The sequence below is a fragment of the Rhizobium sp. SG_E_25_P2 genome (assembly GCF_029892285.1).
Lineage (GTDB): Bacteria > Pseudomonadota > Alphaproteobacteria > Rhizobiales > Rhizobiaceae > Rhizobium_E.
Map to the genome: position 1 here is coordinate 235,873 of NZ_JARXVM010000006.1, position 14,184 is coordinate 250,056.

Consider the following 14,184-nt stretch of genomic DNA (forward strand, 5'->3'; position numbering starts at 1 on the left):
CATGCCGTCCATCATCATCTCCCCGCTCAAGACGATCGGTGAAATGGCCGCACGACATCAGGCGACGGAAATGATCAGCCTGATCGCCGAAAAGCATGACTTCCATCGCCCCGGCATCGTGCAATCGTCACGACATCTGAAGCTGGCCGTCAACGACATCGCGTTTGCCGGCAAGGAGGGCTTGATCGCGCCGCAGGAAAGCCATGTGCGGGAGATCATCGCCTTCGCCCGCGCCTGGGATCAGACCGCGCCGCTGCTCATCCATTGCTGGATGGGCGTGTCGCGCTCGCCCGCCGCCGCACTGATCGCCGCGCTCGCGGTGTCGCCCGAACTTGACGACCTGGCGCTCGCCCGGACCTTGCGGCAAGCCTCGCCGCAGGCGACGCCGAACACGCGGCTGGTTGACCTCGGCGACGCCGCTCTCGGTCGAAACGGCCGGTTGATCGCCGCCGTCAGAGAGATCGGACGTGGCGCGGATTATGTCGGCGATGCCCCGTTTGCGCTGATCTGGTGAGGGATGTGCTCCTCATGGAAGTCAATCGATCGGTTGGCATCCGTTGACAGCGACAGCGCAGGCCCGTTCATCAGCAATTGCTGCACGATTCGTCCGTGAGCGAGCAATATCATCCGGATTTCCTGTTCGATCATGCGTATGGCGGCATCCGCGCTGACGACAGCGTTGTCATTCATGTCCTCGAAGCGAAGCTGTGAGACGCTGACCAGGCGCAGATGTTCGTCTGGAAGACGCTCGACGCGCTTCAGGAGCGCGAGCCGCAGAAAATCATGGATGAATTTGTCGCCATAGGCGGTGTCGCCCTTGAGCAGGCCATAACAATAATAGTCCCAGGCGCTGATCTGCCGCCCACCGGCATGGATTGTCATGCGAGAAAAGCGCTTTCTGCCGATCTTGACCACTTTGCCGGCAATAGCCTTGACTGATTGCTGGGCGAAATCCTCCACCAAGCCTTTATAGACGCAGGCGACAAACTCCACATCCTTCAAAAGGAAGGTCGACAAGTGATCACTCCTTTCGCCGCTCAAGCGATGATTCGCTTTGCCGGACTTAACAACTTTATGACAAATTGGCCGTGTTGGTGAACTATCCTCGATCAAGCCTGCGCCAAGCCTATGTATAAGATGCGGAACGCGCTTTCGCCTGTGGCGCTCACGATGTTTCTCCGCCGCCCCTGCCTCGGCCCTCATGGGTCACGTCAACTATACAAGCGAAGAATGCTTTGCGGCTGTTCGTTGGCGATCGACAATGCCGACTGGCCCAATTGCTGTTGGGTCTGCAAGGCGCTCAAGCGCGCCGACACCGCATTCATATTGGCGTCGATCAGTTTTCCGACGCCACGCTTCATGGCGTCGCCGAGATCGTCGTTGAATTCCGTCTGCAGGTCGATGCGCTGCTGTAGAGCGCCCAGCGTCGCGGCGCGGGCGATCATCTTCTGGGTCATCGCATCGACGACGGAGATCATGTCGTCGATATCGCTGTCTTCGGTGGCGTTGGAGATTTCGATCTCGGCATGGCCCGCGCTGTTCACGCTGTTGAACAGCACCCAGTCCGTGGCAAGCCCGAGATTGTCGGCAAAGGCGGAATTGGTAACGATCCCGCTTTCGCCGGTATCATCGTCGACGATGTAGAATACCTGCTCGGTATCGGCGACCGAGGTCATGTCGTAGTCGATCGTGCGGACCGATGTCCCGGTATTCAGTGAACGGGTCACGGACGCGATGACCTCTTGGGGCCCGTCCTGCCCGGCTTGTGTCATATGAAGCCAGTTTTCGCCCGCAAACGACGAGGCTTCGGCGATGGTCCGCACCTCGGAGCGCAGTTCGCTGAGCTCTGCATTGACTTTGTCGCGATCCACGCCCGGTTCGCGCGCAGCCACGAGCTTCTGTTTGATGACGCCCATGACGTCGATCACCTGCGAAAAGCCGACCGACGCCGTATCGATGACCGCGGACCCGAAACCGAGGCCATCCTGGACCGCGTCGAGAGCTTTTTTATCGGATTTGATGGTTGTCGCGATCGACCAGTAAGCGGCATTGTCGGCGGACTTCAGCACCCTGAGGCCGCTGCTCGTCTGCGACTGGGCCCTGGAGAGATCGGAATCATTGGAGCGAAGAAATCTCTGGGCGCCCATAGCACCAGTATTGGTATGTAAGCTGTACATGTTTTACTCAAATAATAACTACGAAATACGTAACAAATGTAATAAATTTGTATGGTGAAAATCAGATTAACTCTCAACGACTATTAATCATCTGAGTTTACTACGACAGCCGCGGGAGCGCCTGCATTGTGGGAATTTCGCCCTGACGCTTCCATTTTGACAGTTCATGACTATGTTCCGCCCATCTCAAATCAGGACGAGAACACGCCATGCCTGCAGATATGAATCGCCTCGCCGCCACGATCGCCTCAGAGATCAACGCCCGGCCTCAGCAGGTGCATGCGGCGGTCGGTTTGATCGACGACGGCGCTACAATTCCCTTCATCGCCCGTTACCGCAAGGAAGTGACCGACGGGCTGGACGACACGCAACTCCGCATGCTGGCCGAGCGGCTCGTCTATCTGCGCGAGATGGAAGCCCGGCGCGACACCATCCTCGATTCGATCAATAGCCAGGGGAAAATGACCGACGAACTCCGGCTCAAGGTCCTGCAGGCCGACACCAAGGCGGCTCTCGAGGACATCTACCTCCCCTACAAGCCCAAGCGCCGCACGCGGGCCCAGATCGCGCGCGAGCGCGGCCTTGGCGGGCTGGCGGACGCGATTCTCGCCAATCGCTCGGCCAAGCCCGCAGCGCTCGCCGAAACCTTCGTCAAGGACGAGGTGACGGATGTGAAGATGGCGCTCGACGGCGCGCGCGACATCATCGCCGAGGACCTGTCGGAAAACGCCGAACTCATCGGCCGGCTCAGAGGACATATGCAGGCCCGCGCTGTCCTCGTGTCCAAAGTGGCCGACGCCAAGAAGGACAATGCAGAAAAGTTTTCCGACTATTTCGATCACAAGGAGCCCTGGGCCAAGACGCCGAGCCATCGGGCGCTCGCCATGCTGCGCGGCTGGAACGAGGAGGTTCTCTCGGTGACGCTTGAAGTCGACGCCGACGACCTGTCGTCGATCAAGCCCGCCGAAACCATCGTGGCTGCAGCGCTCGACACACGCGGCAACGGCCCGGGCGACCAATGGCTGCGTGAGGCGGCCGGCTGGACCTGGCGGGTAAAGCTTTTCTCGTCCCTGTCGCTGGAACTGATCCGCGATATGCGCGAACGCGCCGAGGAAGAGGCGATCCGCGTCTTCGCCCGCAATCTCAAGGACCTCTTGCTGGCGGCGCCGGCCGGCATGCGCCGCGCCATCGGGCTTGATCCGGGCATCCGCACGGGCGTCAAGGTGGCGGTGATCGACGAAACCGGAAAATTGCTCGACACCTCCACCGTCTATCCCTTCCAGCCGAAGAACGACCTGATGGGCGCGCAGGCGGAAATCGCCAGCCTGATCCGCAAGCACAAGGTCGACCTGATCGCCATCGGCAATGGCACGGCGAGCCGCGAGACTGAGAAACTGGTCGCCGACCTGCTCGCCAAGCTTCCTGCGCCCAAGCCGACCAAGGTGATCGTGTCGGAGGCAGGCGCATCGGTCTATTCGGCGTCGGAACTCGCGGCGCTGGAATTCCCCAAGCTTGACGTGTCGCTGCGCGGCGCTGTTTCCATCGCCCGGCGCCTGCAGGATCCACTGGCGGAACTCGTCAAGATCGAACCGAAATCGATCGGCGTCGGCCAGTATCAGCATGACGTCGACCAGGGCAAACTCGGCCGGTCGCTGGATGGCGTCGTCGAAGACGCGGTGAACGCCGTCGGCGTCGATCTCAACACCGCCTCGGCGCCGCTGCTGTCGCGCGTCTCCGGTCTCAATCAGACTCTGGCCACGCTGATCGTCGCCTATCGCGACGAAAACGGCGCGTTCAAGAGCCGCAAGGAGTTGATGAAAGTGCCGCGACTAGGCGCTCGCACCTTCGAGCAATGCGCGGGCTTCCTGCGCATCGCCAATGGCAAGGAGCCGCTGGACTCCTCCTCGGTTCACCCCGAAGCCTATGAGGTGGCGCGCCGCATCGTCTCGGCGTGCGGCCGCGATCTCCGCACGCTGATGGGCGACAGCGCCACCCTGAAGAAGCTCGATCCGCGCCAGTTCATCGATGAGAAATTCGGTCTGCCCACCGTCAAGGACATCATCGCCGAACTCGAAAAGCCCGGCCGAGACCCGCGCCCGGAATTCAAGACGGCGACTTTCGCAGACGGCGTCAACGAAATCTCGGATCTTCGCCCAGGCATGATGCTTGAGGGCACGGTCACCAATGTCGCGGCCTTCGGCGCTTTCGTCGATATCGGCGTTCATCAGGACGGCCTCGTCCATGTCTCGGAACTCGCCGACCGCTTCATCAAGGACCCGCATGAGGTGGTCAAAGCCGGCGACATCGTCAAGGTGCGGGTGGTCGAGGTCGACGCCAAGCGCAAGCGCATCGCGCTGTCGATGAAGAAAGAAGCGAGCGGCCCGCGCGAGCCGAGGGAAGAGCGCAATCGCAATCAGCCGACGCCGGCGGCGCGCATGTCGGCCAAGCCTCAGGCGCCCAGCCAGGGCGCGTTTGGGGCGGCATTGTTGGAAGCGATGAAGAAAAAGTAGGCGAAGCATCGGCGCCCTGCTTTCTTCGGTGGGGCGCGATGTTCGCCTACGGCCAAATCGCTCTCGACGTCACCGCGTCCACACACCCTTGCCCGGCAGTCTCTCACGGTCATGCGGGCGGGTGAAATCAAGCGCCGGTCCCTTCGGCACAATCAGGGTCGGATTGACATGAGCGATCGAATAATAGCCAGCCTTGATGTCGTCGATCGACACCGTCTCGGTGATCCCCTGCCACTGATAGAGTTCGCGCGTATAGCCGGCGAGATTCGGATAGTCCTCGATCCGGCGAAGATTGCATTTGAACGCGCCGACATAGGCGGCGTCGAAACGGATCAGCGTCATGAACAGGCGGATATCGGCTTCGGTCATATACTCGCCCGCCACATAGCGGTTGACCTCGAGATGCGCCTCGAGCCGCGCAAGAGTGTCAAACAGCGCAGTCACCGCCGCGTCATAGGCGGCTTGAGTCCGGGCGAACCCGGCCTTGTAGACGCCGTTGTTGACCGTATCGTAGATCAGGGCGTTCCAGTGGTCGATCTCCGGCCTTAGCGGCTCTGGATAGAAATCGAGCCGGTTGCCCGTCAGCTCGTCGAAGGCGGTGTTCAGCATGCGGATGATGTCGGCCGATTCATTGTTGACGATACGGCCTTCTTGGCGATCCCATAGCGCGGGCACCGACACCTTGCCGGAATAAGCAGGGTCGGAGAGCGTGTAGAGTTGGTGCTGATAGGAAATCGCCGGCGTCCCCTCGCCCGTGTCCTGCGGCTCTGCATATTCCCAGCCATTGTCAGTCATCGCGCCGGCGGCGATGGAAACCGGGATCAGATCCGCGAGACCCTTGAGATTGCGCATGACATAGGTGCGCGACGCCCAGGGGCAGAGACGCGAGATGAACAGCTGAAACCGACCCGGCTCCGCCTTGACGCCGCGCTGCCCCTCGGGGCCAGGCCCGCCGTCGACGGTCAACCAGTCGCGAAACTTGGTGGGCTCGCGATGAAAGGCGCCGTTCTTCATTTCATTGGCGGCGACCTCGTCATTGACCCATTTTCCGTCGATCAGTTGCGGCATGTCCTGTCCTCGCGCGGGCGCAGAGCGCCAGTGATGATATGCCCCTGCAATGGACGGAAAAGCGACGCCGGACAAGCCGGCGGACGGTTGACGCTTCGTTGCGAAAAGCGAGGCCTATGGGGTGTCGGGAGGGTAGAGCTGGGCGGCATGGAGGAGGTGGGCGATAACGACAGTGGCACCATCGATTTTGTACACAACGATATAGGACGTTCCCGTGACAACAAGTTCCCGGGTGTCGCGCATTTTGCCATTCCGTCCCAATTCAGGAAAATGCCGAAGCTGACGTACTCTGCTTAATATTCTGGTCCTCAGCCTAAGCGCTGCGGCGCGATCAATGCGGTAGACATACGCGGTGAGTTGGGTAAGTTCCGAAGAAGCGATATCGGACCACCGAATACTCACTTCAATCCGGCCTCACGATCGAGGCGGTCGATCAGTTCTTCAACCATAGCCTCGACTTCTTCCTGAGTATGGAAAATCGCATCGGGACGGCGAATGTAATCCAGCCCCTCCTGCACTTTGCGCCGGAACCAGGCGTCATATTCCGCCTGCTCCTCGGCGGTCAGCGTCTTCTGCGGCCCCCACACGGCTTCATCCCAGGCCTCGTCATCCTCGGCAGGCGCGAGAGGCGATTGCGGTTCTTCGTTGAAACCATCGGGACCGGGCATGGCTTGATCTCCCTTTTGGCCACTATAGGCCATCATGCAGCGGAGGCAAGATGCGCGCCCAGATTGTCCCTGGCGCTATTTGGTGAAGTCGAGACCCATTTCGCGGAAACGCTCGGGGTCGTCTCCCCAGTTTTCACGCACCTTGACGAACAGGAAGAGATGCACGGGCTGTTCGAGAATTTCGGCAATCTCCTTGCGCGCGGCGGTCGAGATGGCCTTGATGGCCTCGCCGCCCTTGCCCAGCGCGATCTTCTTCTGGCTGTCGCGCTCGACATAGATGACCTGCTCGATGCGCACCGAGCCGTCCTTGCGCTCTTCCCATTTCTCCGTCTCGACATGCGAGGCGTAGGGCAGTTCCTGATGCAGACGCAGGAATAGCTTTTCACGGGTGATTTCCGCAGCCAGCTGCCGCATCGGCAGGTCGGAGATCTGGTCCTCGGGATAGTACCAAGGGCCTTCCGGCAGCGCCGAGGAGAGATAATTCATCAGGTCGTCGCAGCCAGCGCCCTTGAGCGCCGAGATCATGAAGGTGGCTTCGAAATTGACCATTTCATTGGCGGCCTGGGTAAGCTCAAGAAGGGCCTCATGACGGACCTGGTCGATCTTGTTGAGCAGCAGGATTTTCGGCTGTTTGACGTCCTTCAACGCTTCGAGGATCTTCTCAGCGTCGCCCTTGATGCCGCGTTCGGCGTCGATCAGGAGCACGATGATATCGGCGTCCTTGGCGCCGCCCCAGGCGGTGGTCACCATGGCGCGGTCGAGACGGCGGCGCGGCTTGAAGATACCGGGCGTGTCCATGAACACGATCTGGGCGTTGTCGTGGATGGCGATGCCGCGGATGATGGCGCGGGTCGTCTGCACCTTGTGCGACACGATCGACACTTTAGCGCCCACCAAGCGGTTCACAAGGGTGGACTTGCCGGCATTGGTGGCGCCGATCAAGGCGACGAAGCCGGAGCGAGTGGGCACGGTTGGCGCCGCGCGTTCAGTGTCTTCCATTATTTTTCCAATCCGTTGAGTTCGGGCTGCGGGGCCCATACGCCCTCACGCTCCAGCATTTTTCGCGCGGCGACCTGTTCGGCGGCGCGCTTGGAGCGATCGACGCCTTTTTCGGGTGCGAGATCGCCGATTTCGACGGTCACCGTGAATTCTGGGGCATGATCCGGACCACTGCGGTCCTCGATGCGATAGGTCGGCGCAAAGCCGAATTTCTGATGCGCCCATTCCTGCAATTCGGTCTTGGCGTCGCGGCGCATCGGCTCAGATCGCGTCGCCCGGCCGCTCCATTGCCGGAGCACAAAGCCGCGCGCGGCCTCCAGCCCCCCATCGAGATAGATGGCGGCGATCAGGCTTTCGACGACGTCGGCGCGCACATTCTTCATCCGCTCGCCAGTGATCTTCTTGAGGTCGGCGCCGGTGCGGATATAGCGATGCAATTCCATCTCATCGGCGACCTCGGCGCAGGCATCAGCCGACACCAGCTTGTTGAGGCGCACCGACAATTCGCCTTCGGCGGCGGTCTTGTAGGTGGTGAACAGCAGTTCGGCGATGCACAGGCCGAGCACGCGATCGCCGAGAAATTCCAGTCGCTCGTAATTGCCGCCCTTGGCGAGTCGGGCGCTGGAATGGGTCATCGCCCGCTCCAGCCGGTTCTTGTCGTTGAAGCCATAGCCGATAAGGGCTTCCAGCCTGTCGCGCTCGTCGGGCGATATGACCGACTTCCGGCTCATTTGATCGCCTTGAAGAAGCGTTCGTAACGCAGATTGGCGGGCCACTTCCAGACATGCAGGAAGGGCGTGCGATTGGCGATCGAGAAGATGATGAAGCTGGCGCGGCCCACCAGATTCTCTTCCGGCACATAGCCGACGCCGAAACGGCTGTCGGCGGAATTGTCGCGGTTGTCGCCCATCATGAAATAGTGCTTGGGCGGCACGGTGAAGACCTGGGTGTTGTCACCCTCGCCTGTCGGCGTCAGGTCGAGCGTGTCGAAGCTCACGCCATTGTCGAAGGTTTCGCGGAACACCGGAACCCCCTGATAGTCGCGGCTATATTGCACGCCCACGCCTTCGGTGTCTTCCTCATCGGTGGTGAAGGTGCCGTCTTCCTTCCGCTCGATCGCCTTCTCGTTGATATAGAGGACGTCGTTCTTCACCTGGATGCGATCGCCCGGAAGACCGACCACGCGCTTGATGTAGTCGATCGACGGGTCGCTGGGCAGGCGGAAAACAACGACATCGCCACGGGCGGGTTCGCTGCCGAACAGCCGGCCGTCAAACCATTCGGGATTATAAAGCGGCAGTGAATAGCGCGAATAGCCGTAGGAGAATTTGTTGACCAGCAGATAGTCGCCGATCAGGAGGGTCGGCATCATCGAGCCGGAGGGGATGGTGAAAGGCTGCAAAAGAACAGTGCGAATAACGCCGGCCAGCAGAAACGCCTGAAACAGGACGACGATGGTTTCCCAGAAGGCGTTTTTCTCTTCCGGCTTGCGATGTTCGGTCACGCTCATACATTCCTCTTGACGTCCGCGGGCCCTGCGACGGCGGCGGTTTTTCGCTTTGTCTAGCTCTTTCCCCCGGCGGCGGCAAGCTTTGCCCTGATCACCGGCAAGTTCAGACTGTTTCCGGCACCGCTTCGATGATCACGAAGGCCTGAGCGAGCGGAAAATCATCGGTGATGGTGATGTGGATGACAGGCTTGTGTCCATTCGGCACAAGTTTGTCGAGGCGCATTGCGGCGCCGCCGCTCAATTGCATGGTCGGCTTGCCGCCAGGCAGATTGATGACGCCCATGTCTTTCCACAGCACCCCCTGGGCAAGGCCGGTGCCCAGCGCCTTGGAGCAGGCCTCCTTGGCGGCGAAGCGTTTGGCGTAGGATGCGGCGCGATTCTTGCGGCCGTCGGACTTAGCCCGTTCGACCTCGGTGAAGCAGCGTTTGGTGAACCGTTCCCCAAACCGTTCAAGCGACTTTTCCACTCGCCTGATATCGATCAGGTCGCTGCCGATTCCGATGATCATGATCTGCCCTCTTGTTGCTCGCGGGGTGCTTCCTCGCGACAGCACATAGGCGCGGAAAAAGGCGAACGCAACGCGTCAGCATGATCGGCGGCGGGATTTTCCCAGCGGAGACGGTCGCGGGCAAAAAATAAGGCCGGCGCGGACGCCAGCCTGATCTCATCGGGAGACTTGCTCCCTGCCCATAACTTCACTCACATGAAGTTGACGGCGCGATTACGGAACATGCCGCGATCCACCTGGCGCTGACGATATTCCAGATCGATGCGATCTGCAGCAGCGTTCAGGTAAGCCATTTCGCGATCTTCCACCGAGGGACCACGCAGGCGATTGGCAATCTTAGAAACATAGCCGAACATTGGAAACTCCTTTGCTTTCCGTTGTTCCTCCCTACTGATCACTAAGATAGTTCATCTGCTGCAATGCACAAGTTTGCTTTGCTTGACGCTGCCATGCAGCAAAAGCATGCCTGGTTAAAACTGATTAAATCGCACGCTTGCGCCGCACAAAGAGAGCGCAGACTGCCGGTTTAACCGGCTATCAGCGCCCGATTCTCAATCAAACACGCGCTTGACCGTCGACACGCATTGCAGATCCTTGAGTTGCGCCAGAAGATGGCTCAGCTGCCGAAGATCCCAGACCTCGACATCAACAGCCATTTCGGTGAAATCGGAGGCGACTCGCACCATCGACATGGTGCGGATATTCACATCCGCCGTGCCGACCGCCTGGGCGATTGTGGCGAGCGTGCCCGGCTCGTTGATAGCGTTGATCAGGATGCGAGCGACGAAGCGGGCCTTGTTGGCTTCATCGAGATCCCAGCGGATATCGATCCAGCGTTCGGGCAGCTCATCGAATTTCTGCAGCGAGGGCGATTGGATCGGATAGACGGTGATCGCATGATCGCCATCATGAATGCCGACGATGCGGTCGCCCGGCACCGCGCCCGAGGGTGCGAAATGAACCTCGATGTCGCGCGACAATCCACGGAACAGTTCAGGCCCGGGCTCGCTGCCATCGGGAGCGAGATCGACGCGCTTCTTCTGGCCTTCGGGGATCTTGAAGATCATGCCCTGGGCGCTGCGAACGTTGAACCAGCCTTCCTCGTTGCTCTTCACCGTGACCCGCTCGTCCTGATAATCGGGATAGCAGGCCTTGAGCACATCGAGCGACGACATTTCGCCGCGACCGACGGCGGCGATGGCGTCTTCGACTTCCTTGTGTCCGAGACGGTGAAGCGACGGTTTCATCACATCACGGGAGAAGACCTTGCCGGCCCGCTCGAATGTCCGTTCGAGGATGCGCTGACCGAGGCCGGCATATTGCTTGCGGATGGCGAGACGCGTGGCGCGGCGGATGGCGGAGCGCGCCTTGCCGGTGACGACGATCTCTTCCCAGGCGGCGGGGGGAACCTGCACGCCCGAGCGGATGATCTCCACCTCGTCGCCATTGGCCAGACGCGTGACCAGCGGCATGATGCGGCCATTGATCTTGGCGCCGACGCAGGTGTCGCCGATATTGGTGTGAACCGCGTAAGCGAAATCGATGGGGGTCGCCCCGCGCGGCAGCGCGATCAGCTTTCCCTTCGGCGTGAAACAGAACACCTGATCCTGGAACAGTTCCAGCTTGGTGTGCTCGAGGAATTCTTCCGGATTGTCGCCTTCCGCCAGCGACTCGATGGTCAGCCGCAACCAGGAATAGGCGTTGGACTGGCGGTTAGTCCCCTCACCGGCCAGCGTATTGGCGCCGTCCTTATAGAGCGTGTGCGCCGCGATACCGTATTCGGCGATCTCGTGCATGCGGCGCGTGCGGATCTGCAATTCAATGCGCTGGCGGGCCGGGCCGACAATGGTGGTGTGGATCGACTGGTAATCGTTCTGCTTCGGCGTAGAAATATAATCCTTGAAGCGACCGGGCACGACGCGCCAACGCGTATGCACGATACCCAGCGCCTTATAACAGTCCGGCACCTGCTCGACGATGACTCTGAAACCGTAGACATCGGACAATTGTTCGAAAGACAGCGATTTCGACTGCATCTTTCGGAAGACCGAATAGGCTTTCTTCTGGCGGCCCTTGACCACGGCCTTGCTGAGACCACTGACGTTCAAAAGCTCGGTCAGTTCCTGCTCGATGCGCTGGACGAGATCGGCGTTGCGTTCCGAGAGTTCTTCCAGGCGGCGGGTGATCGTTACATGCGCTTCCGGATTGATATGCCGGAAGGACAGTTCCTCCAACTCCTCGCGCATATCCTGCATGCCCATGCGACCGGCCAACGGCGCATAGATGTCCATCGTCTCCTCGGAAATGCGGGCGCGCTTTTCCTGCGACATGTGATCGAGCGTGCGCATGTTGTGCAGCCGGTCGGCGAGCTTGACGAGAAGAACGCGCACGTCGTCAGAAATCGCCAGCAGCAGCTTGCGGAGATTTTCCGCCTGCTTGGCCTTGCGCGAGACGAGATCTAGTTTCTTGATCTTGGTCAGGCCCTCGACGAGCCGACCGATATCTTCGCCGAACAGACGATCGATCTCGTCACGAGTCGCGCTGGTATCCTCGATCGTATCATGCAGAAGCGCGACCGCGATGGTCGATTCGTCCAGATGCATATCCGTGAGGATGGCCGCCACTTCCAGCGGATGCGAGATATAGGGATCCCCGCTGGCGCGCTTCTGAACGCCATGCTTCTGCATGGCGTAAACATAGGCCTTGTTCAGAAGCGCCTCGTTCACGTCCGGCTTGTATTTCTGGACGCGCTCGACGAGTTCATATTGGCGCATCATGAAGGGGCGGCTCCCGCAAAAACAAAGAGAGCGCCGATCTTAAGACCGGCGCCTGATTCTAGAAACACGACGCTTGTCGTATCAATCCTTATTGCAGGCCGATGGCTAGCGAAGGATTAATAGTCGTCGTTCTTTTCCGGCGGAACAAGTCCTTCGATGCCTGCCAGAAGTTCTTCTTCCGACATCTGATCGAAATTGAGCGTATCGGGCTGATCTTCATCCTCGTCGCCAGCATCGGCAGCGTTTTCAGTCGCGAGCAGCGACGACGCATCGGGTTCGGGCTCGTCGACTTCGACATGCTTCTGCAGCGAGTGGATGAGGTCTTCCTTCAGATCGCCAGGAGACAGCATCTCGTCGGCGATTTCACGCAGCGCCACCACGGGATTCTTGTCGTTGTCGCGATCGATGGTGATCGGCGCGCCCTGAGAAATGAGGCGGGCGCGGTGGCTCGCCAACAAAACCAACTCGAATCGATTGTCGACCTTGTCGATGCAATCTTCTACCGTGACGCGGGCCATTGCCTGTCCTTATTCTTTTTCATAGATGTCAAGCCCGTGGCGTTACAGTTTTTATGAGGCAATTTCAAGATGGCAGCGCCGCTGTAGCGTAGATTTTGTCCGGGACGCGGTTCGTCGCCATCCACGCCGCCGCATCCTCGCCATTTTGCAGGAATGGGCAATGCGCTCTTTTCCGGATCCTTGCGAGTCCATTCGAAATAGAAGGCGGCGCTTTGGCGCAAAATTCGCTCTGATTTCGCCCGAATACGCAATCGCCAAATATATACCGGATGGTAACCACACTTCGGTACTAGGCGCTTTGGCCGAACATGGCCGTATTCTCACCTCTATATTTTGGTTCCTATCTGGATTTCAATCGAGTATCGTTGATATAGAGACGACAGTTGATCTCCCATCGCAATTGGGACTCAATCTGATGTATTGTTGTTTTCCGGGCTCCGCCCAAAACGACCCAAAGAAGGCATGCCCCCAATACGGCCTCGGCCAAAAGAATATCGACAACATCCCGCTAGCGCCAAAAAATCCTTGGAAACTGCGTCTTAATAAATTAAAAAGACTCTTATATGAATGATTCATAAAATACTTGAATTATTCAAGGGAAGCTATAGGGCTGCGGTCTGTAAGGTAGATCGTTGCGATGCTGCAACCGAACAGGAATAAACATGTTTGATCCGCGCGAAAAGATTGCGTTATTTATCGATGGAGCCAACTTATACGCCGCCTCCAAAAGCCTAGGTTTTGATATCGATTATCGAAAGCTCCTCAAGGCGTTCCAAAAGCGCGGTTATCTGTTACGCGCCTATTATTACACTGCGTTGATCGAGGATCAGGAATACTCGTCCATCCGCCCTTTGATCGACTGGTTGGATTACAACGGCTACAAGGTAATCACCAAGCCCGCCAAGGAATTCACCGATTCACTTGGTCGCCGCAAGATCAAGGGCAATATGGATATCGAACTGGCGATTGACGCCATGGAGCAGTCCGAAGTCGTGGATCATCTGGTGATCTTTTCCGGCGACGGCGACTTCACCACTCTGGTGGAAGCTTTGCAGCGCAAGGGCCGTAAAGTCTCGGTCGTATCGACAATGTCGACGCAACCGCCGATGATAGCCGACGACCTGCGCCGCCAGGCCGATCATTTCATCGATCTGGTCACTTTGAGAGCCGAAGTCGGTCGGGATCCGTCCGAACGCCAGCAGCGCCCCGCGCCTGAGCCGGTCAACGAAGACGTCGACATCTGATTGTCTCTGGATAAACCAAAAGAAAAGGGCGCGTCAGCGCCCTCAGACCGCTGACAAACCCGCCGTTTTTCCCGGCGGGTTTTCGCGTTTTTTGGTCTGCTCGTTCAGGTGGTGTTTTCGGGGATGGGATGAGGCGATCCGGAGAGGGTTGAGACCCTCATCCCCAGACGGGGGCCGGGGCTCTGGTCATTGCGGTGGCGATCTT

At 59.2% G+C, this 14,184-nt stretch carries 15 protein-coding genes; 4 read left to right on the forward strand and 11 right to left on the reverse strand.

The genetic code is table 11. The annotated features are described in order from the left end of the window. The first annotated feature begins 1 nt into the window (after position 1). On the forward strand, positions 2–514 hold the full coding sequence (locus M2360_RS11295; RefSeq protein WP_280775220.1) for a tyrosine phosphatase family protein: 513 nt from the start codon (positions 2–4) through the stop codon (positions 512–514). Here the strand turns inward: M2360_RS11295 and M2360_RS11300 are convergent. Both M2360_RS11300 and M2360_RS11305 read right to left on the reverse strand, forming a co-directional pair. Next, the gene (locus M2360_RS11300; RefSeq protein WP_280775221.1) at positions 478–1,113 is read right to left on the reverse strand and encodes a hypothetical protein; all 636 of its coding nucleotides are present in this window, start codon (positions 1,111–1,113) and stop codon (positions 478–480) included. The two genes, M2360_RS11295 and M2360_RS11300, sit on opposite strands and share 37 nt — an antisense overlap. Before the next feature lie 98 nt (positions 1,114–1,211). Next, complete coding sequence (locus M2360_RS11305; RefSeq protein WP_280775222.1) at positions 1,212–2,177, reverse strand: flagellin; 966 nt, start codon at positions 2,175–2,177, stop codon at positions 1,212–1,214. Between the two features lie 209 nt (positions 2,178–2,386). On the opposite strand from M2360_RS11305, the gene M2360_RS11310 reads away from it, so the two are divergent. Further along, positions 2,387–4,687: a Tex family protein gene (locus M2360_RS11310; protein WP_280775223.1), complete on the forward strand. Its 2,301-nt coding sequence runs from the start codon at positions 2,387–2,389 to the stop codon at positions 4,685–4,687. Positions 4,688–4,756: 69 nt separating this feature from the next. On the opposite strand, the gene M2360_RS11315 is transcribed toward M2360_RS11310, so the two are convergent. From M2360_RS11315 to rpoZ, 9 genes are all read right to left on the reverse strand, one after another. Continuing rightward, entirely contained in the window at positions 4,757–5,755 is a 999-nt protein-coding gene (locus M2360_RS11315; RefSeq protein WP_280775224.1) for a glutathione S-transferase family protein, read from the reverse strand. Between the two features lie 398 nt (positions 5,756–6,153). Next, positions 6,154–6,423, reverse strand: a complete 270-nt coding sequence (locus M2360_RS11320) for a hypothetical protein (protein ID WP_280775225.1) — start codon at positions 6,421–6,423, stop codon at positions 6,154–6,156. Positions 6,424–6,498: 75 nt separating this feature from the next. Next, positions 6,499–7,422: a GTPase Era gene (era, locus tag M2360_RS11325; RefSeq protein ID WP_280775226.1), complete on the reverse strand. Its 924-nt coding sequence runs from the start codon at positions 7,420–7,422 to the stop codon at positions 6,499–6,501. Then, a complete protein-coding gene (gene rnc, locus M2360_RS11330) occupies positions 7,422–8,153 on the reverse strand; it encodes a ribonuclease III (protein WP_280775227.1) in 732 nt (243 codons plus the stop codon). The genes era and rnc overlap by 1 nt, the downstream gene beginning before the upstream one ends. Further along, a complete protein-coding gene (lepB, locus tag M2360_RS11335; RefSeq protein WP_280775228.1) occupies positions 8,150–8,932 on the reverse strand; it encodes a signal peptidase I in 783 nt (260 codons plus the stop codon). Before lepB ends, rnc begins: the two co-directional genes overlap by 4 nt. Before the next feature lie 103 nt (positions 8,933–9,035). Next, a complete protein-coding gene (gene acpS, locus M2360_RS11340; protein WP_280775229.1) occupies positions 9,036–9,440 on the reverse strand; it encodes a holo-ACP synthase in 405 nt (134 codons plus the stop codon). 191 nt (positions 9,441–9,631) lie between these two features. Next, complete coding sequence (locus M2360_RS11345) at positions 9,632–9,796, reverse strand: DUF3563 domain-containing protein (protein ID WP_280775230.1); 165 nt, start codon at positions 9,794–9,796, stop codon at positions 9,632–9,634. Positions 9,797–9,991: 195 nt separating this feature from the next. Continuing rightward, positions 9,992–12,217: a bifunctional (p)ppGpp synthetase/guanosine-3',5'-bis(diphosphate) 3'-pyrophosphohydrolase gene (locus tag M2360_RS11350; RefSeq protein ID WP_280775231.1), complete on the reverse strand. Its 2,226-nt coding sequence runs from the start codon at positions 12,215–12,217 to the stop codon at positions 9,992–9,994. Positions 12,218–12,333: 116 nt separating this feature from the next. After that, positions 12,334–12,735, reverse strand: a complete 402-nt coding sequence (rpoZ, locus tag M2360_RS11355) for a DNA-directed RNA polymerase subunit omega (protein ID WP_280775232.1) — start codon at positions 12,733–12,735, stop codon at positions 12,334–12,336. A gap of 160 nt (positions 12,736–12,895) precedes the next feature. On the opposite strand from rpoZ, the gene M2360_RS11360 reads away from it, so the two are divergent. Together M2360_RS11360 and M2360_RS11365 are read left to right on the forward strand one after the other, a co-directional pair. After that, entirely contained in the window at positions 12,896–13,306 is a 411-nt protein-coding gene (locus M2360_RS11360; protein ID WP_280775233.1) for a hypothetical protein, read from the forward strand. Between the two features lie 91 nt (positions 13,307–13,397). Continuing rightward, positions 13,398–13,979, forward strand: a complete 582-nt coding sequence (locus M2360_RS11365) for an NYN domain-containing protein (protein ID WP_280775234.1) — start codon at positions 13,398–13,400, stop codon at positions 13,977–13,979. Positions 13,980–14,184: the final 205 nt, after the last annotated feature.